This is a genomic window from Mesorhizobium sp. ESP-6-4 (assembly GCF_020164735.1).
Taxonomy (GTDB): Bacteria; Pseudomonadota; Alphaproteobacteria; order Rhizobiales; family Rhizobiaceae; genus Mesorhizobium.
On the sequence record NZ_JAIUGS010000016.1, the window covers coordinates 59,125 to 83,094 of the forward strand.

The following is a 23,970-nucleotide window of genomic DNA, read 5'->3' on the forward strand; positions in this document are numbered from 1 at the left end:
GTTGGGCCTGATCAACAAAAACCCCGGACAAAACGATGCCGGGGTTTTTTCGTCTTAGCAGTTCAGGAGCCGTCTATTCCGCCGGCGATGGTTTCTTGCGGAAGATCGATGCCAGATTGTCCCACAATTCGATCTTGGCGCCCTGGCGCTTCATGATCACGCCCTGCTGCAGGATCGACAGCGTGTTGTTCCAGGCCCAGTAGATGACGAGGCCGGCCGGGAAGCTGCCCATCATGAAGGTGAAGATCACCGGCATCCAGGTGAAGATCGCCGCCTGCGTCGGGTCCGGCGGCGCCGGGTTCATGCGCATCTGCAGGAACATGGTGATGCCCATGACCACCGCCCAGGCGCCCATATGCGGCAGGAAAGCGGGCGCCGCGAACGGCAGCAGGCCGAACAGGTTGAAGATCGACGTCGGATCGGGCGCCGCGAGGTCGTGGATCCAGCCGAAGAACGGCGCGTGCCGCATCTCGATGGTGATGTAGAGCACCTTGTAGAGCGAGAAGAAGACCGGGATCTGCAGCGCCACCGGCCAGCAGCCGGCCAGCGGATTGATCTTCTCGGTCTTGTAGAGCTCCATCATCGCCTGCTGCTGCTTCATCTTGTCGTCCGCATATTTCTCGCGGATCTCGACCATCTTCGGCTGCACCTTCTTCATGTTCGCCATCGAGGCATAGGACTTGTTGGCGAGCGGGAAGAAGATGGCCTTGACGACGACGGTGGTGGCGAGGATCGCCAGCCCGAAATTGCCGAAGAATTTGTAGAGCGTGTCGATGAGCGAGAACATCGGCTGCGTGATGAACCAGAACCAGCCCCAATCGATCAGCTTGTCGAAGAGCCGGATGTTGCGGTCCTTCTCATAGGCGTTGATCTTGTTTACTTCCTTGGCGCCGGCAAACACCTCGGTCTCGATGGTTGCCGATTGGCCGGCGTCTACATTGATGGCATCAGTCAGGAAGTCAGACTGGTAGCTATGGGGGTGAAGGCCGCCGCTCAGATCGAAATACGAGAAGGTAGGTTGAAACGGCTGCTTCTCGGAAGGCACCAGCGTCACCGCCCAATATTTATCGGTGATGCCGAGCCAGCCATCGGTCGACTTCCCAGGCTTGTATTGTTTGTCTTTCTCGACAGCTGCGTATTTGTGCTCCTGCAGCCCCTCGCTACCGGTGACGCCGATCAAGCCTTCGTGCAGCACATAAGTGCTGGCGACCGCAGGCTTATCGAAACGCGTAACCCTGCCGTAATTATAGAGCGAGACGGCGGCGGTTCCTGAGTTCTGCACGGTGTCGGAGACGGTGAACATATAGTCGCTGTCTACCGAGATGGTGCGCTTGAACGTCAAGCCCTTGTCGTTGGTGAAGGTCAGGGTCACCGGCGACGATGGAGTCAGCGTCGCGTTGCCCTCGACGCTCCAAACCGTATCCGCACCTGGCACCGCACCGGTCTTGTCGTTGCCGACGAAACCGATCTCGGCGAAATAGCCATTGGGCAGCGATGACGGGTTGAGCAGCTCGATCTTAGGCGAGTTCTTGTCGACCGTCTCGGTGTAATGCTTGAGCTTCAAGTCGTCGAGGCGCGCGCCGGTCAGGTTGATCGAGCCCTCGAGGCTTGGCGTGTCGATCTTGACTCGCTTGGTGGCGGCAATCGCCTGGTCGCGGCTGGCGGCGGTCACCGTTTCACCGCCGGGCGCGCCGGGAACGCTTCCGGAAGCCGGGGCCGGCGTTCCGGCCGCGCCGGAGTTGGCGCCGCCGCCCGCTTCCTTCTTCTGCGCCTCGACGCGCTGCTGCTCGATGCGGGCCTGCTCGCGCTGCTGCTCCATGCGCGGGTTCATGTAGAACACCTGCCAGAGCGTCAGGATCAGCACCGACAGCGCAATGGTGATGAAGAAATTGCGGTTGTTTTCCATCGAAGCCCTTGGCCTATCGTGTTCCGCGCAGCCGGCGGGAGAGCTCGGCCTTCAACTGGCCGAACGGAATGGCAAGCACGTCTTCGCGCCCGACGATGACATAGTCATTGCCGGGCGCCATGTCATCGGCGGCATGAACGCGCACGGCTTCCCTCAGCCGCCGCCGGACGCGGTTACGCACCACGGCGTTGCCGACCTTCTTGGTGACTGTGTAGCCGACGCGCGGCGCAAGGTCATCGCCGCGGTCGAGAACTTCAACGAGAAAAAGCCGCCCGCGGCGTTTCTCGCCGCCGCGCACAGCCAAGAAATCCGCGCGTTTCAGAAGCCGCCCGGGAGTTTTCCCCTGTGGCTTGCCGGGTGCGGGCAACGATCTCGTCTTTCGTTCAGGCGCTGAGCCGCTTGCGGCCGCGGTTGCGACGGGCGGCAACGACGCCACGGCCACCCTTGGTGGCCATGCGGGCACGGAAACCATGCCGGCGCTTACGGACGAGCTTGGACGGTTGGTAGGTACGCTTCATTTGTTTTAATACCGCGGGGTGCGGCCCTTCTTGATTCTGTCACCGTGTAACAGGAGCTTTGCCGGGCCGGCCTAGGCGCGATCGAAACCGCGCCGGGACGAATGGCCCGAGCGTGAGCGGGCTTATAGAAAGAAGGTCTTTGGAAGTCAATCCGCCCCGCCGCGAGGCCTTTTTCGCCGAGCCGACGATGAAATTGGCAAAAAGACCGCAAATCGCATAATCTTGGCCGATCAAGCCTTTGTGAATGCGCGTCAATGACGAGTGAAACTCTGCCCACGAACGAGAAGGCACAACCGGCGGCGGCGAATTCGTCGCGCCGGGTGCCATTGTCGCGCGGTCTGTCGACCAAGCTGCTTTTACTCACCATCGCCTTCGTGCTGCTGGCTGAAATCCTGATCTTCCTGCCCTGGATCGCCAGCTACCGGGTCAACTGGCTGAAGGAGCGCCTCAGCACAGCCGCCGCGGTGTCGATCGTGCTGTTGCAGGGCGAGCCCAACTCGCTGTCCCACAACGCCCAGAACGATGTGCTGATGGCGATCGGCGCCAAGGCGATCGCGGTGCGTGACGGTGGCGTCTCACGGCTTCTGGTGGTCGCCGACATGCCGCCACAGGTCGACGCGCACATCGATATAGCCAATGTCGGCCTGATCAACGGCATGACCGGCGCGCTCGACACGCTGTTCTTCGGCGGCAAGCGCATGCTGCGCGTCTTCGGCCCGGTCGGCGACAGCGACAAGGAATTCGAGCTGATCATGCCGGACTACCGTTTGCGCGACGCCATGCTGAGATACTCGCGCAACGTCGCCGTCGTCTCGCTGCTCATCTCGCTGTTCACCGCCATGCTGGTCTATGCGGCGATCGACCTGATCATGATCGGGCCGATTCGCACCATGACGCGCTCGATCCTGGCCTTCTCCGAGGCGCCCGACGATCCCGGCCGCGTCATCCGCCCCGCCGACCGCGCCGACGAGATCGGGGTCGCCGAGCGCGAGCTGTCGCAGATGCAGGACCGGCTGCAGAAGATGCTGTCGGAGCAGAAGCATCTCGCGGATCTCGGCCTGGCCGTCTCCAAGATCAACCACGACATGCGCAACATCCTGGCGTCCGCGCAGCTGATGTCGGATCGCCTGCGCCAGGTGAAGGACCCGACCGTGCAGGCCTTCGCGCCGAAGCTTCTGCGCGCCCTCGACCGCGCCGTCTCCTATTCCGAAGGTGTGCTTCACTACGGCCGCACGCAGGAGCCGGCGCCGTCGCGCCGCCGCGTGCGACTGCGCCAGTTGGTCGACGACGTGCACGGCCTGCTCGACATCGAGGAGGGCATCGAGTTCATCAACGCCATCGAGCACGCCTTCGAGGTCGATGCCGATTCCGACCAGCTGTTCCGGGTGCTCACCAATCTCTGCCGCAACTCCGTGCAGGCGATGGCAGCCGACACCGAAAGCGCGGTGGTGCGCCGGCTGGCGGTCGCGGCCGAGCGCCAGGGCAGCGTCAGCCGCATCACCGTCACCGACACCGGACCCGGCCTGCCGCCCAAGGCGCGCGAGAACCTGTTCGCCGCCTTCCGCGGCTCGGCGCGCAGCGGCGGCACCGGGCTTGGCCTAGCGATCGCGCACGAGCTGATCCGCGCTCATGGCGGCACGGTCGAGCTGGTCGAATCGATCGGCGGCCGCACCGTCTTCGCCGTCACCATTCCTGATCAGCCGGTGCGGCTCGATCAGGCGCGCAACGGCCTGCGCCGCCCGGCTTGAGGTATGCCGATATTCAGGTGAGGCCGGCCTGCAAATGGCGGCTTCCTGCGCTTCCGGTGCTCACGTACTTCAAGTACGCTCCGCTCCGGTTCTCAGAAACCACCATTTTCGACTCGGCCTGACCTGAATCTCGATACACCTCAGGCACGGCAAAACCACCTGCGACAAAACTTTTGCCGGATCGGCTTGCTTTTCGCAAATTCAGTCGTTAGGGAACACTCCACATCGCGGCCGGCCTTCTCGACCGGATCGCGGGGCCTGTGTCATGCACGGCCTGTTGCGCGCCCGTAGCTCAGCTGGATAGAGCACCAGACTACGAATCTGGGGGTCAGGAGTTCGAATCTCTTCGGGCGCGCCAGCAATTTCAGATGTTTAGCTGAATCCCACCGTTTTCAAATGGCCGTTTTGAAACGGCTTTGCATCGTCGGATGGATTTGCGCGGTTGGGAGAACTGCAGCAAAGGATCGGGCGATCATCCGGCCCGAAACGTGTTGCGTTTATGTATGCGGCAGAACCAATTGCAAAATAAAATCAGTCGGCCTAATCTGAACCGATTGCACAATGCAATTAGATTTGTGATGCCGTGTGAGGAACAGACAATGGCCAAGCTCGTGTTCGGAATGAACCAGTCGCTGGACGGCTACGTCGATCACACGGCCTTCGGGCCGAGCCCCGCGCTTTTCCGCCACTTCATCGAGGAGGCCGAGCGTCAGGCGGGCAGCATCTACGGTCGCCGCATGTATGAGATCATGCGCTACTGGGACGACGAGCATCCTGAATGGGATGCCGAGCGACTTGCCTACGCGGCGGCGTGGCGGCGCCAGCCGAAATGGGTCGTCTCACGCTCGATGGAGTCCGTCGGTCCCAACGCAAGGCTTGTCGAGGGCGATCTCGGGGACGCTATCCGAAAGCTGAAGGCCGAGCGCGACGGCGAGATCGAGGTCGCCGGCCCGGATTTGGCGCGAAGCCTCACCCAGCTGGGCCTGATCGACGAGTATCGGATCTACCTGCACCCGGTGGTGCTTGGCCACGGCAAGCCTTATTTCGCCGGACCCCGACCGCCGCTCCGCCTGATGGCTCATGACCGGATCGAGGATGTGATCAGGTTAGCCTACGCTCCCGCCTGATCTCCGTCGTCCGACGCGCCCTCCGCCAGACCGCTTATTCGAGGCTCGCAGTTCGAATCTTCGGACGCTATTCGTCGTTCAAACGCCCACCCTGAAATGTCAGGGCAGGGCAGGGCGCGCCTATGCCGGGTAAGCCAGCGCCAGGATTCTGGGCGAGATGGTGAAGCGCACGGTCAACCGATTGCCCGATGAAGTGACCGCCTCGCCCGAGGTGAGATCGACGGCGATGTCCTCAAAGCCCAGCACGCGGCCGTCGAGCGGAAACGAGGCCTTGTAGACCGCCTCCTTGATCGCAAACAGAATGCGGCTGCCTATACCGGAATCAAGATCGCCCAGGCGGTCCTGCGGCGTTGCCACCATGCCTTGGAGGTCGTGCGGCAGGGGCAGGGCAGGCTCAATGTCGACGCCCACGCTTCTCATCGCGTCGGATCGCGCGGCGACTGCCACGGCAAGTTCGTCGTCATGCGCAATTGAACCGACGATCCCTGCAGGCCAGATCGGGTTTCCCAATTGGCCCCGTAAGACGGCGAGATCCGCACATCTCAGCCGCCGCAGCAATTCATGCGCGACCCGACGGCCCGCTCCAGTGGCGGCGCGCGCCCTCTGTTCGCGCGTGGCGATGGAAGCGCCTTCCGCCGGCAGGATGTATTGCTCGTCGCCGGCACGAATAAGACGGCAGCCGGTGACGAGGCCGGGCTGCGCGAGGCCGGCCAGCGCCTGCTCGACGGCGCTCTCGATGTCCGGTCGCGCGTCGTCCGGCCGTGTGATCACTTGCTGCTCAATTCGAGCACGGCAATCATCTCGCCATCCTCGTCCAGTTCCGTCTCGACGAAACCGAAGCCGGCATAGAGCCGGCGCGCCGCCTCGTTGTCCGGTTCGTAGCAGATCGAGACGCGGCGTATGTGGCCGAGCTGCGCGATCTCCTCCAGCACCCGGGCAACCGCGGCACGCCCAAGGCCCTTGCCTTGTTCGCGGCGGTCGATCATGAAACGATAGATGATCGCCTCGTCATCGTCCTCCGGAGCGCTGTACATCAGGAATCCGACGACGCGCCCGGCCGCAACTACAGCGCGGGCGATGGCCTCGTCATCCTCCCCGGCCTCTTCCAGCGAGTCGACATTCGAAGCAACGAAGCCTTGCTGCTCGGGCGTCAGCTCGAGCGCCAGGATCGCCGCCCGGTTATCTTCGCCGACGGGACGCAGGACAACCGGGCGGTCGCCTGTCCGCGCGTCGGCGGCACGCTTCACTGTTTCTGCCCGATCTTGATCGCGCTCGCGTCGATCGGCGTCACCACGCCATAGAGCTTCGCCGGGTTGCCGCGCCACACGGTGTTGGGCTCCAGCACTTCGCCCTTCATGACGAAGCAATCGAGGTCCGCCACGGATCCCTCGCCCATTGCCACGGCGTAGTGGACGAAGGCGGCGGGGGCGAGCGTGCAGCCATTGCCGATGCGGATGTAGTCGGACTTGAACGCGCCTTCCTCCAGCGAATGCGCCTGGATGACGCAGCCCTCGTTGAGCGTCGCGTCGTCGCCGATCTCCACCAGCGACCGCTCGGTGATTATGCTTCCCCCGTCATAGACGCGCCGCCCGACCTTAACGCCCACCAGACGCAGGAGCAGCGGCCTGAAGGGGGTGCCGGTGAACAGGCCCATGATCGGCGAATCGGACAGTTTCCAATGGCGTTCGTGCCGCCAGAATACGGGGTCGTAGATCGTCGCCATCCTGGGCTTCAGCCGGCGAAAACCGAGGCTGACGCGTTCCAGGAAGACATAGAACGGAATGCCGATCGCCGTGGTCAGCACCACCGCCACGAACAGCGCCGTCTGCTCCCATTCGTTGTAGTAGTTGAGCGCCCTGTCCCAAATGGCGAGCGTCAGGAACAGGATCAGCCACTGCGCGGCCAGGAACAGCAGCGCGGTGACCAGATTGTGGAGGTTCTTCAGCGGCAGCCGGCGGCGGCGCTCCTCGTCGGAAATCAATCCGAGCAGCTCCTTGTCGCGATTGACCATGCGCGGGATTTCAAAGGGCGGCGACCCAAGCAGCCCGACATTCTCGCGCACGGGACCATCGACCGGTACATGCACCTTGGTTCCGAGCAGGCAATTGTCGCCGGTGCGGGAATCCGGCGAATAGATGATGTTGTTGCCGAAGAAGTTGCGCTCGCCGATCCGCGTGTGCTCGAGGCGGAAGGAATTGGCGGACTTCTGCATGTTGACCATGAACAGGCCGTCGGACACCATGGTTTCCGAGCCGATCTCGCTGAGCTGCGGGTTTTCATGCCGCTGGTTGGTGCCGAAATTCGACCCGGTCTGGTTCACCTTGTTCAGCCGCCAGCCGATGGCGCGCAAATAATAAACGATGGCCGAGCTGTCGCCGAACAGCACATTCAGCAGCCGCACGTTGCTTACCAGCTCCAGCATCGATTGCAGCCAGTAGTGAAAGCCGTAGAGCGAATAGTTTCGGCCGGGCTTCAGCATGAGGTTGAACAGCCGCGGCACGATGGCCGCCAGCAGCACGCCGCCGATGACGAAGCCCGCCACCGTCACCGTGGTGCCGATCGCCACGATGCCGATGGTCTCCTGATAGTCGTCGCCGACATTCTCCCAGTAGGTGTGGAACAGAAGCGGGAACGGCGTGACGATGGCGAAGAGGATGAAGAGCTGGATCGCTTCGTAGATGATCCGGCGCGCGTGCGACAGCGGCACGTTGGGAACCGTGCAATAGTTCGCCTCGGTCGGGATCGCCGGCGATCCGTGCCAACGCTCGCCGGCAGGAATCGCCTGTCCGCGATGCAGCGACGAAGCGTGGCCCAGCTGGGCGCCGTCGCCGATGCGGGTGTCGATGTCCAACGTTGAGCCGACGCCGACGAAAGCGTTGTGGCCGATGTCGAGCGGGCCGGTGTGGATGTAGCCCGCCTGGGCCCGGAAGCCCAGGATCATGGTATCCTTGCGCAGGATCGAGTTGTCGCCGATGCTGATCAGGTCGGTGCAGACCGGAACGGACCGGCACTCGATAACGGTGCGGTTGCCTAGCCGAGCGCCGAGCAGGCGCAAATAGAGGCTGTATAGCGGGCTGCCGCGGAACAGCACCACCGGCGCGCTGCGGACCAGCGTCTTGACGACCCAGAAGCGATAATAACGCCAGCCCCAGATCGGGAACGTCTCGGCCTTCCAGCGGCCGACCAGCAGCCATTTGGCGATGATGGCAAAACCGCTGAGCCCGAAGAAGACGCTGGCGGACAACAGAACGCAGCGCAGATAGAGCTGCACCGGGTCGTCCAGCGCGTCATAGACCCAGTTGAGCCCGTCATTGATCGCCCAGAGCGAGCCATAGCTGTAGAGCGCGTAGAACATGAGCTGCCCAAAGCCCGTGCTCCAATAGGCAAAGCTGGAAGCCCGATGCGTCAGCATCGGCTCGCTCGCAGCAACCGCGGCCATCTGCGGCGCGCGCAGGTGCTCGGCGAGCTTCGCGACCGTGGGATGCAGGTATACGTCGCGCATCGAGGTCGTCGACCAGGCCTTGCGGGAGCGGATGCGCGCGCAGAACCTCGCCATCAACAGCGAGTTCGCGCCGAGGTCGTCGAAGAAGTGGTCTTCGATGGAGATGTCCTCGAATTTCAGCACATCCTGCAGCGTGTCGACCAGAAACCTCTCGTCCTCGTTGCGCGGGTCGATCATCGCATGGCCGGCCGCGACGCGCGCGCTGGTCGGCTTTGGCAGCTTTCTCAGGTCGACCTTGTTGGAGACGGTCATCGGGATCGCCGGCAGCTGCTCCAGATAGGCCGGAACCATATAGTCGGGCAGCCGCAGCTTGAGTTCCCGCACGAGCATGGTGCGATCCACACTGTCGCCGCCGCTTCTGGGGGCGTAATAGGCGACCAGTTCCGTGCGCTCGGGCTCGATCTCCCACGTCGTGACCGCCGCCTGCGCGATACCCGGCTGTTCCAGCAGCACGGCCTCGATCTCGCCCAGCTCGATGCGGTAGCCGCGGATTTTCACCTGCGTGTCGATGCGGCCGTGATACTCGATCTCGCCCTTGCCGTTGATGCGGCCGAGATCGCCCGTCCGGTAGATGCGGCCGCTGGGATTGTTCGGCAGGCCGATGAAATCCTTGATGAATCGCTGCTCGGTGAGTTCCGGCCGGTTGAGATAGCCTACCGCCACGCCCATGCCGCCGATGCAGATCTCGCCCAGCTGATCACCGGTCAGCACTTTCGGCTTTTCGGGGTCGAGAATGGCTATCGAATAGGTGGGCAGCGGCCTGCCGATGGTCACCGCTTCGTCCGGCGTCAGCAAGCCCATGGTGGCGGTGACCGTCGCCTCGGTCGGGCCATAGGTGTTCAGGATCTGGCGGCCGGGCTTCGCCCAGCGCACCACGAGCTTATGCGAGCAGGCTTCGCCGCCGACCAGAATCGTGCGCAGGCTGGGCGCGTCGCTCTCGATCGACGACAAAAGCGTCGGACTGCAGGCCATGCAGGTGATGTGATGCTCGCGCAGGAAGCTGGCCAGCTCTTCGCCCATGAGGGGCTGTTGGCCGGGCGCCGGCACGACCGTGGCGCCGGCGGCAAAAGGCACCCAGATCTCCTCCGAGGAGAAGTCGAAAGCGATGGTCATGCCCTGATACACGCGGTCGCCCGGCTGGTAGCCGTAGGATGCCGCGGCGACGCGGATGAAATTGCAGAAGCTCTGATGCGTGATGACCACGCCTTTCGGCTTGCCCGTGGTGCCGGACGTGTAGAGAATGTAGCAGGTCTGGTCCTGGCTACCCTCCGGCAGGGGCGCCGTTTCCGGCTTGAGAGCGATTTCGGATTCCGCCGAGTCGATCGAGATATGCGGAACCGGCAGGCGCGCCACGCGCGCGGCATAACCGGAGACGCTGATCACCATCGTGACATTGGCGTCCTCGATGATCATCACCATGCGATCTTCCGGGAACGCGGTGGCTAGAGGGACGAAGGCCGCCCCGGCCTTCATCACGGCAAGGATGGCGATATAGGTTTCAGCGGAGCGGTCCAGCAAAAGGCCTACCCTGTCGCCCGGCTTCACGCCACGCTCGATCAGCAGATGCGCGAACTGATTGGCACGGCTGTTCAGCTCGCGATATGACCAGGGCCGGCCGCCGGAAATCACCGCCGGTGCTGCGTCGAAGCGGCTCGCCAGATCGCCGAAGAAGCGGTCAAGCCTCTCGTGCGGCTCGCCCTTATGTATGAAATCAGGGCCGATCAGGATCTGATCGCGCGGTGGCGATTCCGTCACTGGTTTGGCTTTGGGCGCGTTTTTCTTGGCGGGCTTGGTTGCTTCATTCAGAGACATTGGAGGACCCGCGAGCTCGTATGGCTCGCACTATGCCGTGATTGGCGAAAAGACAATTGACTGACGATGACGGGCCAGTTGATTTGCCTTTGCGGCGGATTTGAGATGGCGTTCCGATCGGCAATTCATGCCACGCGACGTTCACGATGATGTGACGGAGCGCCGTCCTCGCGACGGCACCTGATCGCCTCTATTCAGCCCTTGCCGGCATTGGCCTTTCCGTTCGCTCCGTCGAGCAGGGCGATCAAGGCGGTGGCTAACGGCAGCAAAGAAACGCGCTCGGTTCTATTCGAACCGTGATCGCTTCGCAGCTCAATTGGTAAGCAAGCAGATATCCGCCTCGGCGACGCAGTACGGCACGTAGCGGAAATCGCGGATGCGGGCGACCTCTTCGTCGCGCCAGTCGATCAGCACGAAGCCGCGCACGGCATCGTCCGCCTGTGGGTTGCGGATGAGGATCGCCGGCCGGCCATCGACGAAGCCGAGCGACAGGGCCCAGTCACCGAGGTGGTCGTAATTGCCGAAATAGGTCGAGGCTTCCTTCTTGCCGTTGAGGCGGGTGCGATTGAGGACGTCGACCTGGACATCCTCGGCGATCAGCCTCCTGACCCCGTCGAAATCGCGCGCGTTGAACAGGTCCACATAGCAGCGCAGCCGGCGCTCCTCCTCCCGGTCGAGCTTCGGCATGGCCACTTGGTCCGTTCGGGCGGCCAGCGCCTTCAGCTCTGCCCGGCCGCGATGCAGCGCCGCCTTGGTTGCAGCCAAAGTCGCTCCCGTCACCTCGCAGGTTTCTGAAAGGCTGAGACCGAGCACGTCGATCAGGACCACGGCGCTGCGCTGCGCCGGCGTGAGTTGCATGAACGTGCGCAGGCTTGCTGCCGCCGCAAGCCTCGCCTCGGCGCTGGCCGAGAGATCCTCAATCGTCGTCATGTCGGTTTCGGTGATACGTGAGCGCTCCCGCTGGCGGCGGCGCAGATGATCCTGCGCCGCATTGTGGGCGATGCGGAACAGCCACTGCTCGAGGCGCTCGACGCGGGCGCCGCCATCATACGCGGCAAGCGCCTTTACAACCGTCTCCTGCACGATGTCCTCGCCCTCGATCGACGAGCCGGCCATGCGGGCGGCGTAGCGGTGAAGTTTCGGCCGCAGGCCGACGAGCATGGCGTCAAGTTCCGCACGGCCGAACCCTGCTGAGCTCATCGTCCTCTTTCTCGCCTTGCCGAGGCCGTGCCGGATCAGGCGGGCACGGCTTCATAGGCCTTGGCCAGCATACGATAATTCCCGACGATCTTCGCCGGCGCCCTCACAAGAGGCGTCGAACGCCGCGCGGCATGATCGGCGCCGAACGCCTTGAAAGCGTCGAGTTCGGTCAACGCCGAGCTGTCCTTGTCGTAGCCGACGAGGTGGACGAATTCGCCATTCTCCAGTTCGAGCACCAGATAGCGCACCGATTGCGGCTGCGTTTCATCCAGCGCCTCGAACACTTTAGCCACCAGCGCCCGGTTCTCGGCGATGCTGGTGTCCTTCACGCCGTAGCGGATCAGATTGTAGGTCATTGTCGTCTCCTTCGGTTGGTATGAGGAAGACGTTTCGTGCGGGTCAAAGGATTCGCGTGGACACAAAAAATTTCCCCCTAAACCACCTCAAGGGGGGATAACCGCTCAGGCGACCGCCTTCGCCGCCGCCCGCCCTGCGCTGCGCCCCGAAAAAATGCAGCCGCCGAGAAACGTGCCTTCCAGCGCCGCATAGCCATGCACGCCGCCGCCGCCGAAGCCGGCCACCTCGCCGACCGCGTAGAGCCCCGGCACCGGCTGGCCGGCGGCATTGAGCACGCGGCTATCGAGGTTGGTCTGCAGCCCGCCCAGCGTCTTGCGGGTCAGGATGTTGAGGCGCACCGCGATCAGCGGGCCGTTCGCCGGATCGAGCATCTTGTGCGGCTTGGCGGTGCGGATCAGCCTGTCGCCGAGATAGGAGCGCGCACCGCGCAGCGCGGTGATCTGCGCATCCTTGGAGAACGGATTGTCGAGCTGCATGTCGCGGGCGCGAATCTCGCGCTCGATTTGGGCGACGTCCAGCAGCGGCTCGCCGCCGGCCAGCGCGTTCATGCGCGCCACCAGTTTCGCAAGATCGGCCTCGACGATGAAATCCTCGCCCTTGTCCATGAACGCTTTCACCGGGCCGGGAATACCTGATGTCGCGCGGCCCAGCACCTGCCGCCAGCTTTTGCCGGTGAGGTCCGGGTTCTGCTCGGAGCCCGACAGCGCGAACTCCTTCTGGATGATCTTCTTGGTCAGGATGAACCAGGAATAATCGAAGCCGGTGCTCATGATGTGGCTGAGCGTGCCCAGCGTGTCGAAGCCCGGATAGAGCGGCGCCGGCAGCCTTTTGCCGCGCGCGTCGAGCCAAAGCGAGGAGGGGCCGGGTAGGATGCGGATCGCGTGCTCGGTCCAGTTCGGCGCCCAGTTCCTGATGCCCTCGACATAGTGCCACATGCGGTCGCGATTGATGACCCTTCCGCCGGCGGCCTCGGTGATCGCCAGCATGCGGCCGTCGACATGGTCCGGCACGCCGGTGATCATCCGCTTCGGCGGCGCGCCCAGCCGCTGCGGCCAGTTCTGGCGCACCAGCTCGTGATTGCCGCCGATGCCGCCGGAAGCGACGATCACCGCTTGCGCGTGAAGCTCGAACGCGCCGGTCGCGGCGCGCGCGCTCTTGCGGCCGCGCTCGACGCTGCTCGGTTCCAGCACATCGCCGCGCACGCCCGTCACTGTATCGCCGGTGCGGATGATCTCGTTGACCCGGTGGCGGAACCTGAACTCGACCAGCCCGCGCTTCTGCGCCTCGCGCACGCGCAGCACGAAAGGTTCGAGCACGCCAGGCCCGGTGCCCCAGGTGATGTGGAAGCGCGGCACCGAATTGCCGTGGCCGACGGCATTGCCGCCGCCGCGCTCGGCCCAGCCGACCACGGGGAAGAATTTCAGGCCGCGCTCGAGCAGCCAGGAGCGCTTCTCGCCCGCGGCGAAGCCGACATAAGCCTCAGCCCATTTGCGCGGCCAGAAATCCTCCGGACGGTCGAAGGCGGCGGTGCCCATCCAGTCCTCGAGCGCGAGGTCGTGGGAATCGCGGATGCGCATGCGCCGCTGCTCCGGCGAATCGACCAGGAACAACCCGCCGAATGACCAGAAGGCCTGGCCGCCCAGCGACTGTTCCGGCTCCTGGTCGACGATGATGATTTTCTTGCCGGCCTCCGCCACCTCCGTCGCGGCGACGAGGCCGGCCAGCCCCGCGCCGACAATGATCACGTCCGCGTCAGCCATTTTCCCTCCCAGGATCAGCCGGCAAACTTATTGCAAAGCCTCAGACGGGCTCCCAGCCGTCTTTGTCACCGGCGCGGAAGATGGCGTCGATGACTTTCTGGTTGAGCACCGATTCCTCCAGCGTGAAGACGCGGTCCTTGCCGCCCTGGGCGGCGCGCACGAAGGCTTCGCACTCCAGCCTGTATTGCTGCGTGCCTGGGAAGCGGAACACCTGCGCCTCGCTGTGGTTCTGGTTGTGCAGCTCGATGCGGTGGTGATCGTAGAGCCCGGCATTGAACGGGGCGAAGACCTCGATGAAGCCCTTCTCGCCGTGGAATACCATCACCTGCCGCGCCGCCATCTGCGTCGACAGGTAGAAGGACAGCTCGAAATCGCCGAAATCGGCTCGGATCGAGGAATAGATGTCGGTGCCGAAAGTCTTGTCGCGCTCGATCGTCGCCTGCACCCGCAGCGGCTCCTTGCCGGTCGAAAAGCGCGTCGACACGGCCGGATAGACGCCGATGTCAGGCAGCGCGCCGCCGCCGAGATCGAGCTGGTTGCGCATGTTCTTGGGGTCGACATTGTAATAGGAAAACGCGCCCTGCACATGGCGCAGCCGGCCGATGGCGCCGCTTGCGATCAGGTCGCGCACCTTGATCCATTGCGGGTGATAGACGACCATGAAGGCCTCGCAGACCAGCACCTTCTTCTCATCGCGCAGCCTGATCAGCGGCGGAATGTCCTTGGCGTCGAGCGCCAGCGGCTTCTCAACCAGCACATGTTTTCCGGCCTCGATCGCTTTCGCCGTCCATTCGACATGCTGCGATGTCGGCAGCGGGATGTAGACGCCGTCGACCTCCTCGGAGGCGAGCAGTTCCTCATAGGAGCCGAAGGCATGACGGGCGCCGAAACGCTCGCCCAGCGCCTTGGCCTTCGACAGGTCGCGGCTGGCGATCGCCGACAGGACACCGTTCTCCGACTCCACGATTGCCGGCAAAAGCTGCTCGCGGCCGATCTTCGCCGTCGACAGAACACCCCATCGGAACATCACGCTTCTCCGTGTCGGTTTACAAGCGACGAGGTTTGCCTGAAATCGGCGGAAAAGCCAATGCGTGAGGCGGCCCGCCGTTCCTCGCCTCACGCAGTGGGCTACGGCATGCACACATTTCCAAGCGGCTGGTCTTGGCGACGGCGTGCATGGCAGCTTGGCGCATGCCTTGTCTTATGCAGCGCTGGTTGACCCCCACTCCGTCTCGGCTTCGCCGAGCCACCTCTCCCCCGATCGACGGGGTAGAGGAAAGGCGCCAAGCCTTTTGCCGTCAACGCTCGTCCAGCAACGCTCCCTTCCTTTCCCTCCGGAGGGGGGAAAGGTGGCGCTGCGAAGCAGCGACGGATTGGGGGAACCACCTGGCAATCAAGCCTCGGCCTCGCCAGTCACTCACAGAAGATGTGTGCATAGCGTAGACGAAGTGGGGAGAGTTGACCGCGCAGCGGACGGAGAGGGGGCAGCGCTGCCCTTTGCGATTGCAGCAGACCTCCCGCGTTAACCGAATCGGAAGGAGATGTTTAACGCTTCGTCTCTATGTCCCCTCCCTGGGAGGCACAACAGAGCGAGCATGATGAACGATAGCCCCGAAAAGCGAAACGAATGGCGTGCCATCTTTTACGTGCAGGCGCGCGTCGCCATCCTGTTTGTGCCGGTTGTGCTCAGCCTTCTCCTCATCGGCATCTTCGCCGGCAATGAGCGCAAATCCGTGCCCGATGCCGTCGATCCGACCGTCACGAGTTCGGTGCGCTGAACAAGGCGTCGCCCGGCCGGCTTGCCCTGCACCGTCAAACAAACTTCGGGATCGGGCCGTTCTGCGGCGTCGTGTCGTCGCCGAGATCGATGAACACCTCGTCGACGAAGCACCAGCCCCAGCCTTCCGGTGGGTCGTAGCCCTCTATGATCGGATGCTGCGTGGCATGGAAATGCTTTGTCGCGTGGCGGTTGGGCGAGTCGTCGCAGCAGCCGACATGACCGCAGGTCCGGCAGAGCCTCAGATGCACCCACCAGGAGCCGCTCTTCAGGCATTCCTCGCAGCCGAGCGCGCTCGGCGTGACCTTTTTGATGTCCTTCGTATGCCTGCATTCGTCCATCATGGTCTCCTGGGCGGTTTGGCCTGTTGGTTCTAGAGCATGATCCCGAAAAGTGGGAACCGGTTTCCGGAGAAAGATCATGCTCCAACAAGAGTTGGACCGTGATGGCGATTCAACGAACCGCCATCATGGTCTAGCGGCGCCGTCCCGCGCCAGATAGGCATGCAGCGCCGCAACCACCTGGGCGCCTTCGCCGACGGCGGCAGCAACGCGCTTGGTCGAGCCGCAGCGCACATCGCCGATGGCGAACACGCCGCTGCGGCTGGTCTCCATCAGCCCGTGCCCCGGTGTCGTGTCCGGCCCGGTGCGCACGAAACCCTTGGCGTCCAGCGCCACGTTGCAGTTCGCCAGCCAGTCGGTGTTCGGGTCGGCGCCGATGAACAGGAAGAGGTGGCGGATGGCGCGCGTCGTCTCCTCGCCGGTCGCCCGGTTGCGCCAGTGCAGCTGCTCGAGTTTGCCTTCGCTGCCCTCCAGCGCCGCGACCTCGGTCTCGGTCAGCACCTCGATGTTGGGCTGCGCCGCGATGCGCTCGACCAGATAGCGCGACATGGTGGCGTCGAGGCTGTCGCGGCGCGCCAGCAGCGTCACCTTGCGCACCTGGCTCGCCAGATAGACAGCCGCCTGTCCCGCCGAATTGCCGGCGCCGACCAGCGCCACTTCCTGGTCCTGGCAAAGCCGTGCCTCGATCGGCGAGGCCCAGTAATGCACCGAGGTCCCCTCGAATTGCGCGAGGTTGGCGATATCGAGGCGGCGGTAGCGCGCGCCGCTGGCGATCACCACCGCGCGTGCGCGCACCGTTTCGCCATCGCCGAGGGCCAACCGGTAGCGGGCGCCGTCGGTAGCGTCGTCCAGCAGCTTCGCCTCGTCGGGGATCACCATCTCGACGCCGAATTTCTGCGCCTGGTTATAGGCGCGCGCCATCAGCGCCATGCCGGTGATTCCGGTCGGGAAGCCGAGATAGTTTTCGATGCGGGCCGAGGCGCCCGCCTGTCCGCCGAAGGCGCGGCAATCGAGCACGATGGTCGACAGCCCTTCGGAAGCGGCATAGACAGCGGCTGCCAGCCCCGCCGGCCCGGCGCCGACGATCGCCACGTCATAGATTTTTTCGGCATCGATCGGCCGCAGCAGGCCGACGCAGCGGGCAAGCTCGGTCTCGCCCGGATTGTGCATCAGCTTGCCGTTGGGGCAGAGCACGATCGGCAGATGGTGCGGGTCGACATGGAAACGCTCGATCAGCGTTTTGGCGCAAGGGTCGGTGTCGGAATCGAGCGCCCGATGCGGCAGGCCGCTGCGCCGCAGAAAGCCCTGCAGCCGCAGCACGTCGCCATTGCCGGGCGGGCCGATGACGACCGGCCCGCTGGTGCCGCTTTCGAGCAGGCCGACCCGGCGCAGGATCAGCGCCCGCATGACGCGCTCGCCGAGATTGGCCTCCTGCACCATCAGATCGCGCAGGCGCTGCGAGGGGATGACGATAGCCTCGACCGGTCCGTCCGCCTCGGCATTGACCAGCGACGGCCGGTTCGACAATTGCGCCAGCTCGCCGACGAAATTGCCGGCACTATAGCTGATGATCGCCTCGCGCGGGCCAAGCCCGCCGGCCTGGGTGATATCGACCTTGCCCGACAGGATGAGGATCACCCCGGGCGAGACCGTGCCGGCCGTCACGATGTGATCGCCGGCGGCATAGGCGCGCGCCTCGCCGAAGCGGCGCATGCGTTCGATGTCCGCGTCGGTGAGGATCGGAAACATCTGGTCGCGGCGCGCGGCGATGGTCGGGCTGACGGAAGGGGCCATGGGGCGGACCGTAGCGTCGTCGAGGCCGGGTTTGAAGCGCTTTGTTGGGAGACTGGCCGGAAGGAGAGGTTGGTCGCTATGCTTTCATCTATCCGAGCGACGTCGCCAGCTTGCGCAGCGTCCCGCGCGGATCCTCGGTGATGACTGAGCCATGCGAGACAAGGATGCGCTTGAGCGCCGGCTGTTCGGCCCATTGTCTCAATTGCGCCGCGAGTGCCGCCTTGTCGCGGACCATCGTCAGCTTGACCGGCCAGGGTATATGCGGCTCATCACCGGCAAATCCCATCATGCGCAATGCCCAGCCTGCAAAGCCGGATGCGCCGCGGATGTTGCCGACGATATCGTTGAGAACGAGCGTCGTGCCGTTCGTTCCGTCAATTTGCAACGCCGCTTCGCGATCACGGGTTCCGGGTACGGTGACGAGCTTGACGTCGGGATCCCCAAAGTCGCCGCGCGCCGCATCGACATGTACCGCCTTCTCGACGCTGTTGAGTGCGCCCGCCGGTGCAATCACCTGAAGGGTGGGATAGCGATCCTTCCATGGCTTTGCATCGAGCCGGTGATGATCATTAGGGACGACCAAGACGGCCGGCTGGCCGAAGGCCTCGATCTCGCGCATCTGTTCGTCGTCGAGCGCGATGGCGCTGAAGATGACAAGCCGCCGGTCGCGCAGTCGGACCACGGTCATGCGCCGTTTCATGTTGCCAACCGGCATCGGTATGTCGCCGGTCACCGTCAGAATATCGTCGTCGACAGGAGAGAGCCTGCCATGCGGCAGAACCTTCCACTCCTTGAACGGCGCGGGCATCATGGAACCTCGGGTTAGCCGGCAAGATAGGAACGGTTCAACGCGAGATGAGTTGCGGGACACAAAAAAGCCCGGAAAATCCGGGCTTTTTTGCTCATCGCGTCAGATCGTCTGAAACGGGAATTTGGTGCCCAGAAGAGGACTCGAACCTCCACTCCTTGCGGAACACGGACCTGAACCGTGCGCGTCTACCAATTCCGCCATCTGGGCTGGTGGGCGCTCTAGTAAGCGGGCAAACGGTGTGTGTCAACGCGGTTTTTTCGTCGATGGCCGCGCTGCCCCTCATTGCCCTGCCGGGTATTTTCTCCTCGTGAGCGGGCTACGCTATGCACACGTACTCTGTGCCTGGCGCGACTGATCGGGCCGAGGCTTCATTGCCACGTGGTTCCCCCAATCCGTCGCTGCTTCGCAGCGCCACCTTTCCCCCCTCCGGAGGGAAAGGAAGGGAGTGTTGCTGGACGGGCGTTGACGGCAAAAGGCTTGGCGCCTTTCCTCTACCCCGTCGATCGGGGGAGAGGTGGCTCGGCGAAGCCGAGACGGAGTGGGGGTCGACCAGCGCTACATAAGACAATGCATGCGCCAAGCTGCCATGCACGCTATCGCCAAAGGCCAGCCCGCTTGGAAATGTGCGCATGCCGTAGCGTGAACGGGGAGAAGGAAGCTCACCCCTCCAGCACTTCTTTCTTCGCCACGGTGGAATCGGCGTTGAGCTTGTAGATCACCGGCACGCCGGTGCCGAGCTCGAGCTTGACGATCTCCTCGCCGCTCTTGCCGTCCAGCGCCATGATCAGCGCGCGCAACGAATTGCCGTGCGCGGCGACCAGCACGGTCTCGCCGCGCAGCACATGCGGCTGCACCTCGTGCAGGTAATAGGGCCACACGCGCGCGCCGGTATCCTTCAGGCTTTCGCCGCCGGGCGGCGCGATGTCGTAGGAGCGGCGCCAGATATGCACCTGCTCCTCGCCCCATTTCTTGCGCGCATCATCCTTGTTGAGGCCGGAGAGGTCGCCATAGTCGCGCTCGTTGAGCGCCTGGTCGCGGATCGTCTTCAGGTCGCTCTGGCCGACGATGTCGAGGATGTGCTGGCAGGTCACCTGCGCCCGCTTCAAGGCAGAGGTGTAGGCGATGTCGAATTTCAGGCCGCGCGCCTTGAGCTTTTCGCCGGCCGCGAGTGCTTCGGCGGTGCCCTGGTCGGTCAGGTCGACATCGCGCCAGCCGGTGAACAGGTTCTTCAGGTTCCATTCGCTCTGGCCGTGGCGCACGAGCACGAGAGTTCCCGACATGTTTGCTCCTATGGAATGGTTTGGATCGGGATCAGCTCAGGCCGAGCACGTCCCGCATGGAATAAAGCCCCGGCTTCTTCGCGCGGGCCCAAAGCGCGGCTTTCACGGCGCCGCGCGCGAAGATCGCCCGGTCCTCGGCATGGTGGGAAAGCGTGATGCGCTCGCCGGTGCCGGCCAAGATCACGCTGTGGTCGCCGACGACGGAGCCGCCGCGCAGCGTTGCGAAGCCGATGGAGCCGGCCTTGCGCACTCCGGTATGGCCGTCGCGCACCCGCACGCTGTTGCCGGCAAGATCGATGCCGCGCCCTTTCGCAGCAGCCTCGCCGAGCAGCAGCGCCGTGCCGGACGGCGCGTCGACCTTGTGACGGTGATGCATCTCCAGGATCTCGATGTCGAAATCGTCGGAATCGAGCGCCTTCGCAGCCTGCTCGACCAGCACCGCCAGCAGATTGACGCCGAGGCTCATATTGCCGGATTTGACGATCGTGGCATGGCGCGCGGCGGCGGCGATCTTCGCGTTGTCGTCGGCCGAGCAGCCGGTGGTGCCGATGACATGGACGATGCGCGCCTGCGCGGCATAGCCGGCGAATTCGACGCTTGCCGCGGGCGCCGTGAAATCGAGCACGCCGTCGGCCTTGGCGAAGGCCGGCAGCGGGTCGTCGACGATCGGCACGTTGATGATGCCGATGCCGGCGAGCTCGCCCGCATCCTTGCCGAGATGGGGCGAGTCCGGTCGCTCGATCGCGGCGGCGACGCGCGCGCCGGGCATGGAGTGGATGGCGCGGATCAGCGTCTGGCCCATGCGGCCGGCGGCGCCCACCACCACCAGGCCCATATCGCCGGCTTCACTCATGCGCTTCTCCTGACGGTCTTCTTGGCGCGGCTGCGCGATGCGGGAGTTTGGGCCGAAGTCTGGCTTGCCTTGACGTCGTCGACAAGCCCCAGCCCCTTCTTGCCCTGTATCCGATGGAAGCGGGCATAGATGCTGTGCGGGTCGGCCATCAGCGTCGCGTGCGTGCCTTCCTCGACCAGCCGCCCCTCTTCCAGCACGATGATGCGGTCGGCATTGACCACGGTCGACAGCCGGTGAGCGATCACGATGGTGGTGCGGCCTTCCATGACATGGGTCAGCGCTTCCTGCACGCGCGCTTCCGCCTCGTTGTCGAGCGCCGAGGTCGCTTCGTCGAGCAGAAGGATGGGCGCCTGGCGCACGATGGCGCGCGCGATCGAGACGCGCTGGCGCTGGCCGCCCGACAGCGTCACGCCGTTCTCGCCGACCGGCGTGTCGTAGCCTTGCGGCTGCTGGCGGATGAAATCGTCGGCGGCCGCCTGTTTCGCCGCCTGCTCGATCTCGGCGTCGGTGGCCGACAGCCGGCCGTAGCGGATGTTGTCGCGGATCGTGCCTTCGAACAGATAAGGCGCCTGCGAGACATAGGCGATCGATTGGCGCAGTGACCGCTTCGTCACCTTCGAGATATCCTGGCCGTCGACTTCGATCGAGCCCTGGTCGACGTCGTAGAAGCGCTGCAGCAGCGCCACCAGCGTCGACTTGCCGGCGCCCGAGGCGCCGACGATCGCCGTCACCTTGCCGGCGGCAGCGGTGAAGCTCAGGTTTCGCAGCACCGGCATGTCGGCGCTGTAGCCGAACGTCACATTGTTGAAGCGCACCTCGCCGGTGGTGATCTTCGCCTCAACCGCGTCGGGCGCGTCGCCCTGCTTCGGCTCGAGGTCGAGCAGCTCGTAGATCATGCGCGCATTGACCAGCGCGCGTTCCATCGTGACCTGCATGCGCGCCAGGCGCCGCGCCGGATCATAGGCAAGAATCAGCGCGGTGATGAAGGAAAACACCGCGCCCGGCGGTTGGCCGAGATACAATGCCCGATAGCCGGAATAGGCGATGACGGCGGTAACGGCGAGACCGGCCAGCATGTCGGAAATCGGCGACAGCCGCTCGGAGACGCGGGCGATCTTGTTGCTGCGCTGCTCGGCCGTATCGGCCATGATGCCGATGCGGCGGGCCAGCTCGTCTTCCATGGTGAAGGCCTTGACGATGGCGATGCCTTGAACTGCCTCCTGCACCGAGCCGCTCAGCCGCGAGTTGATCAGCACGGATTCGCGGTTGATCTTGCGCACCCGGCGGGTGATGTAGACGACGGCCCAGATCAGCGGCGGTCCGATCAGCAGCGAGCTGAGCGACAGCACCGGATCCTGGTAGACCATCAGGCAGACTAGGCCGATCAGCGTCACCGCGTCGCGGGTGATCGAAATCAAGGTCAGCGACAGCAGGTCGCGAATGCCGCCGACATTCTCGTCCAGCTGCGCCGCCAGGCGCCCGGAACGCGTATCGTTGAAGAAATTGACGCCGAGCTTCATCAGTTGGTCGAAACAGCGTTTCTGGTACCGGGCGACGAGATTGTTGCCGATCGTGGCTAACATCACCGCCTGGCCGTAACCGGCAAAGCCGCGCACGAGGAAGGCGCCCATGAAGCCGGCGCAAATCCACCAGACGGCGCCGCTGCTCCGTTCGTAGAAGATTTGATTGACCATCGGGGCCATGACCCAGGCCGAGAAGGCGGTCGCGCCCGAAACCAGCAGCGAGCAGACGATGACGACCGCATAGGACCAGCGATGGTCATAGCCGTTTTCAGCGACGATACGGCGCAGCACCGCCGTGACCTCGGCGGACCGGCTTTTTGCCTTGTTTGGATTTTGAAGTGTCAAATCGAAGCGCTTCGTGGGTTCTCGTAAACGTCAGGACGCCTTTTTCGCACCCTCTTAGCGCCCCGGCTACGGCTTGCCTATGGCGAAACTTCGTCGCGCCGTCCCGAGCGCCGGAGCGATCACGCCCGCCAGTGCCGCCCCGCCGTCCGCACGCCGAACAGCGAAGGCGTCCTGGCATAGGCGGCAAGCCCGAGCAGCGCCGCCAGCGGATGGGTGATGACGTAGACCGGCATTTCGCGCATCAGCGCGCGGTGCGGCGCCTTGTCCTCGAACGCAGCGCGGAAATTGCCCGCTTTGAGCGCCGGCACGATCTTTTGCGCGATGCCGCCGGTCAGGAACACGCCGCCGCGGCCCATGAACACCAGCGCCAGGTCGCCCGCGGTGCGGCCGAGGCAGGTGACGAACAGCGCCAGCGCCTCCTCGGCCACCGGATCGGATTTCGAAAGCGCCGCCGCCGTGACCTCGGCCGGCGTGGTCAAGGGCGTCGGCTTGCCGTCCGTGCTGGCCACGGCGCGGTAGACGTTGACGAGCCCACGTCCGCACAGGATCTGCTCGCCGGATATGCGGCCCTCGAGCTTGTCGATATGCGGGAACACTTCGAAGTCGCGCGGCGTGCGCGGGCCGATGTCCATATGCCCGCCCTCGCCCGGTACCGGTATCCAATGGTCGAGCGCATAGATCAGCCCGGCGACGCCGAGACCCGTTCCGGGACCGAGCACAACCCGGCTCGCATTGGGTTCCGGCGTGCCGCCGCCGATCTTTTCCATATGCTCTTCGCCGAGCGCCACCACGGCCAGCGCCTGCGCCTCGAAATCGTTGAGCACGACGACCTCGCCCAGACCCAGATTGGCAAGCATCTGCCGGGGCCTCACGACCCAGGGGCAGTTGGTGAGCGGGATCTCGTCGCCGTCAACCGGCCCGGCGATCGCCAGCACCGCCGAGTTCGGCTGGATGGACGAGCGGTCGAGCACCGCCGCCTGGATCGCCTCGTCGATGGTCTTGAAATTCGCCGTCTGGACGATCTGCGGCTCGGTGGCTTCCGAATTGGCGTCGAGCACGATCGAGAAGCGCGCATTGGTGCCGCCAATATCGCCGATCAGGACCGGAAACCGCAGTCCCTTCTCGTCTTCGCCTGCCATGCTTTTGATCGTCCTCGTTGCGGCGCCGCTGCGCCGTTTCAATCGATTGACTAGCGCATGACCCCGCAAAGGGGAAGCCCGCTTGCGCCTTAGAACAATTCCAGGAAAAGTGAGAGCGGTTAGGCTCGGCGCCCGCGCCGTAGCTTTCCGTCCGGAATTGCGTCAAAGCGAAGAGAT

20 protein-coding genes and 2 tRNA genes are annotated in these 23,970 nt (G+C 64.2%); 4 read left to right on the top strand and 18 right to left on the bottom strand.

Annotation, left to right across the window (positions count from 1 at the left end):
* Nucleotides 1-73 precede the first annotated feature (73 nt).
* The 3 genes from yidC to rpmH are packed head-to-tail and all read right to left on the bottom strand — an operon-like array spanning nucleotide 74 to nucleotide 2,424.
* Entirely contained in the window at nucleotides 74-1,906 is a 1,833-nt protein-coding gene (yidC, locus tag LB523_RS22875) for a membrane protein insertase YidC (protein ID WP_224526088.1), read from the bottom strand.
* Nucleotides 1,907-1,919: 13 nt separating this feature from the next.
* Nucleotides 1,920-2,273, bottom strand: coding sequence for a ribonuclease P protein component (gene rnpA / locus LB523_RS22880; RefSeq protein ID WP_095767954.1), 354 nt, complete (start codon nucleotides 2,271-2,273; stop codon nucleotides 1,920-1,922).
* A 16-nt stretch (nucleotides 2,274-2,289) separates the two neighbouring features.
* On the bottom strand, nucleotides 2,290-2,424 hold the full coding sequence (gene rpmH / locus LB523_RS22885) for a 50S ribosomal protein L34 (protein ID WP_008833937.1): 135 nt from the start codon (nucleotides 2,422-2,424) through the stop codon (nucleotides 2,290-2,292).
* A 254-nt stretch (nucleotides 2,425-2,678) separates the two neighbouring features.
* On the opposite strand from rpmH, the gene LB523_RS22890 reads away from it, so the two are divergent.
* The 3 genes from LB523_RS22890 to LB523_RS22900 all read left to right on the top strand — a co-directional run bounded on the left by LB523_RS22890 (nucleotide 2,679) and on the right by LB523_RS22900 (nucleotide 5,299).
* Nucleotides 2,679-4,172 (top strand): sensor histidine kinase, encoded by a 1,494-nt coding sequence (locus LB523_RS22890; protein WP_095767953.1) that lies wholly within the window; start codon nucleotides 2,679-2,681, stop codon nucleotides 4,170-4,172.
* 281 nt (nucleotides 4,173-4,453) lie between these two features.
* Nucleotides 4,454-4,530: transfer RNA gene (locus LB523_RS22895), tRNA-Arg, on the top strand.
* Between the two features lie 241 nt (nucleotides 4,531-4,771).
* The gene (locus LB523_RS22900; RefSeq protein ID WP_224526093.1) at nucleotides 4,772-5,299 is read left to right on the top strand and encodes a dihydrofolate reductase family protein; all 528 of its coding nucleotides are present in this window, start codon (nucleotides 4,772-4,774) and stop codon (nucleotides 5,297-5,299) included.
* A 120-nt stretch (nucleotides 5,300-5,419) separates the two neighbouring features.
* Here the strand turns inward: LB523_RS22900 and LB523_RS22905 are convergent, their stop codons facing one another.
* The 7 genes from LB523_RS22905 to LB523_RS22935 all read right to left on the bottom strand — a co-directional run bounded on the left by LB523_RS22905 (nucleotide 5,420) and on the right by LB523_RS22935 (nucleotide 14,957).
* Nucleotides 5,420-6,070, bottom strand: coding sequence for a 4'-phosphopantetheinyl transferase (locus tag LB523_RS22905; protein WP_224607199.1), 651 nt, complete (start codon nucleotides 6,068-6,070; stop codon nucleotides 5,420-5,422).
* Nucleotides 6,067-6,546, bottom strand: coding sequence for a GNAT family N-acetyltransferase (locus LB523_RS22910; RefSeq protein WP_224607201.1), 480 nt, complete (start codon nucleotides 6,544-6,546; stop codon nucleotides 6,067-6,069). The genes LB523_RS22905 and LB523_RS22910 overlap by 4 nt, the downstream gene beginning before the upstream one ends.
* The gene (locus LB523_RS22915) at nucleotides 6,543-10,556 is read right to left on the bottom strand and encodes a Pls/PosA family non-ribosomal peptide synthetase (protein WP_224607203.1); all 4,014 of its coding nucleotides are present in this window, start codon (nucleotides 10,554-10,556) and stop codon (nucleotides 6,543-6,545) included. Before LB523_RS22915 ends, LB523_RS22910 begins: the two co-directional genes overlap by 4 nt.
* 369 nt (nucleotides 10,557-10,925) lie before the next feature.
* Nucleotides 10,926-11,813, bottom strand: a complete 888-nt coding sequence (locus LB523_RS22920; protein ID WP_224607205.1) for an RNA polymerase sigma factor — start codon at nucleotides 11,811-11,813, stop codon at nucleotides 10,926-10,928.
* A gap of 35 nt (nucleotides 11,814-11,848) precedes the next feature.
* Complete coding sequence (locus tag LB523_RS22925; RefSeq protein WP_224607208.1) at nucleotides 11,849-12,169, bottom strand: hypothetical protein; 321 nt, start codon at nucleotides 12,167-12,169, stop codon at nucleotides 11,849-11,851.
* A 105-nt stretch (nucleotides 12,170-12,274) separates the two neighbouring features.
* Nucleotides 12,275-13,930 (bottom strand): FAD-binding dehydrogenase, encoded by a 1,656-nt coding sequence (locus LB523_RS22930; RefSeq protein WP_224607210.1) that lies wholly within the window; start codon nucleotides 13,928-13,930, stop codon nucleotides 12,275-12,277.
* 40 nt (nucleotides 13,931-13,970) lie between these two features.
* On the bottom strand, nucleotides 13,971-14,957 hold the full coding sequence (locus LB523_RS22935; protein WP_224607213.1) for a Gfo/Idh/MocA family protein: 987 nt from the start codon (nucleotides 14,955-14,957) through the stop codon (nucleotides 13,971-13,973).
* 568 nt (nucleotides 14,958-15,525) lie between these two features.
* Between LB523_RS22935 and LB523_RS22940 the strand changes: the two genes are divergently transcribed.
* Entirely contained in the window at nucleotides 15,526-15,708 is a 183-nt protein-coding gene (locus LB523_RS22940) for a hypothetical protein (protein ID WP_112128832.1), read from the top strand.
* A 34-nt stretch (nucleotides 15,709-15,742) separates the two neighbouring features.
* Here the strand turns inward: LB523_RS22940 and LB523_RS22945 are convergent, their stop codons facing one another.
* The 8 genes from LB523_RS22945 to LB523_RS22980 all read right to left on the bottom strand — a co-directional run bounded on the left by LB523_RS22945 (nucleotide 15,743) and on the right by LB523_RS22980 (nucleotide 23,793).
* Nucleotides 15,743-16,051, bottom strand: a complete 309-nt coding sequence (locus LB523_RS22945; RefSeq protein ID WP_224526116.1) for a UBP-type zinc finger domain-containing protein — start codon at nucleotides 16,049-16,051, stop codon at nucleotides 15,743-15,745.
* 123 nt (nucleotides 16,052-16,174) lie between these two features.
* Nucleotides 16,175-17,842: an FAD-dependent oxidoreductase gene (locus LB523_RS22950; protein ID WP_224607215.1), complete on the bottom strand. Its 1,668-nt coding sequence runs from the start codon at nucleotides 17,840-17,842 to the stop codon at nucleotides 16,175-16,177.
* Between the two features lie 88 nt (nucleotides 17,843-17,930).
* Nucleotides 17,931-18,653: a hypothetical protein gene (locus LB523_RS22955; protein ID WP_224607217.1), complete on the bottom strand. Its 723-nt coding sequence runs from the start codon at nucleotides 18,651-18,653 to the stop codon at nucleotides 17,931-17,933.
* Nucleotides 18,654-18,775: 122 nt separating this feature from the next.
* Nucleotides 18,776-18,860, bottom strand: a tRNA-Leu gene (locus LB523_RS22960).
* Between the two features lie 452 nt (nucleotides 18,861-19,312).
* Nucleotides 19,313-19,933 carry a 2,3-bisphosphoglycerate-dependent phosphoglycerate mutase gene (locus tag LB523_RS22965; RefSeq protein ID WP_224607218.1) on the bottom strand — a complete coding sequence of 207 codons (621 nt, stop codon included), beginning with the start codon at nucleotides 19,931-19,933 and terminating at the stop codon, nucleotides 19,313-19,315.
* A 31-nt stretch (nucleotides 19,934-19,964) separates the two neighbouring features.
* Nucleotides 19,965-20,786 carry a 4-hydroxy-tetrahydrodipicolinate reductase gene (dapB, locus tag LB523_RS22970; RefSeq protein ID WP_224607220.1) on the bottom strand — a complete coding sequence of 274 codons (822 nt, stop codon included), beginning with the start codon at nucleotides 20,784-20,786 and terminating at the stop codon, nucleotides 19,965-19,967.
* The gene (locus LB523_RS22975; protein WP_224607222.1) at nucleotides 20,783-22,654 is read right to left on the bottom strand and encodes an ABC transporter ATP-binding protein; all 1,872 of its coding nucleotides are present in this window, start codon (nucleotides 22,652-22,654) and stop codon (nucleotides 20,783-20,785) included. The genes dapB and LB523_RS22975 overlap by 4 nt, the downstream gene beginning before the upstream one ends.
* A 119-nt stretch (nucleotides 22,655-22,773) precedes the next feature.
* A complete protein-coding gene (locus tag LB523_RS22980; protein WP_224607224.1) occupies nucleotides 22,774-23,793 on the bottom strand; it encodes a glucokinase in 1,020 nt (339 codons plus the stop codon).
* Nucleotides 23,794-23,970: the final 177 nt, after the last annotated feature.